The organism is Idiomarina fontislapidosi, assembly GCF_003226255.1.
Lineage (GTDB): Bacteria > Pseudomonadota > Gammaproteobacteria > Enterobacterales > Alteromonadaceae > Idiomarina > Idiomarina fontislapidosi.
Window position 1 is genome coordinate 3,961 of the sequence record NZ_QJST01000025.1, and the last position, 1,219, is coordinate 5,179.

The window sequence follows — 1,219 nt, forward strand, 5'->3', positions numbered from 1 at the left end:
GGAGCGGCGCATTGACTGTCCTTAGTGAAGCATTATCCTTTTTTTAATTTTTTACCACCCCAAACTTTAATTAACAACAAAACAATAACAATAATAGAGTTTGTTTTATTGTAAGCGTAACTAATAGCACACATTAACGGTAATTGGTTTTCTCGGGTGGATCAATTTTGTTGGCCATTTAACCGGCCAAGTAATTGTCGCTAGGGTGGATCAGTTTTACTCCGTTGCCGCCGTATTAACGCTTAATGAGATATTCCAAGGTAGCAGATGGTCCAGATCATCGCCATGGCTTATCAGTGGCAATTGCTTGAACAGAGCCATGAGGTAATCCACCGGCATGAGGCCGTTGGCTTTGGCGGTTTCGACCACGCTATAGAGTATGGCGCTGGCTTGCGCACCGCCGCGTGACTTTGAGAATAGCCAAGCTTTGCGACCAATAACGAACGGTTTAATAGCGCGCTCTGCACGATTGTTGTCGATAGCGACAGCACCGTTGGCTAAATAAACCTGTAACTTGCTCCATTGCCTGAGTGTGTAATGAATCGCTTTACCCAGCAGGGACTGGTTATTGACACTAAGTGCTGACTTGTCGAGTCAGTCTTTGAGTTTATTCATGATTGGCAACGACAGCTCTTGCCGGGCGGCATGCTTGGCTTCAATAAACTTACGCCGTGCATGCGCCCAACAACCAGCAAGCTGTGCATCGGTTTTCTCATAGCCTTGATAACCGTCCACTTGCAGCGGGCCTTGGTAGCCTTGCAAAAAGTCAACTGGATGTGAGCTACCACGACCATCTTGATAGTCGTATAAAACGATATTGGGTAACCCGTCGGGTTTAGGCTTGTCGGTGCCACAACCATACCCCCACATGTAACACTTGGATTTATCGACATCGAGCACATTAACGGTGGTCTCGTCGGCCCACAGCATCGGTTGCTCAAGTAGTATGTCATGCATTCGCCGATACAACGGCCTGAGCTTGTCACTCACTTTTAATAGCCAACGGCTCATGGTTTGGCGATTGAGTTCAATACCGAACTGCTTAAATAAGGCTTCTTGGCGATAAAGCGGTAAGCCAAACTGGAATTTGGCGCTAATAATTTGTGCAAGTAGGCTTGGGCTGGCAATGCTCTTTGGTAAAATGCTTAGTGGCACCGGTGCGATTTTAATGTGCGTTTCAGTGCCGTGCTTTTCACATGAGCGGCAGCTATATTTCGGC

The 1,219-nt window shown here is 47.0% G+C and carries 1 pseudogene; it reads right to left on the reverse strand.

From position 1 onward, the window contains the following. Positions 1 to 216: 216 nt before the first annotated feature. Positions 217 to 1,219, reverse strand: a pseudogene (tnpC, locus tag DFP83_RS13170) (IS66 family transposase); the annotation flags it as partial.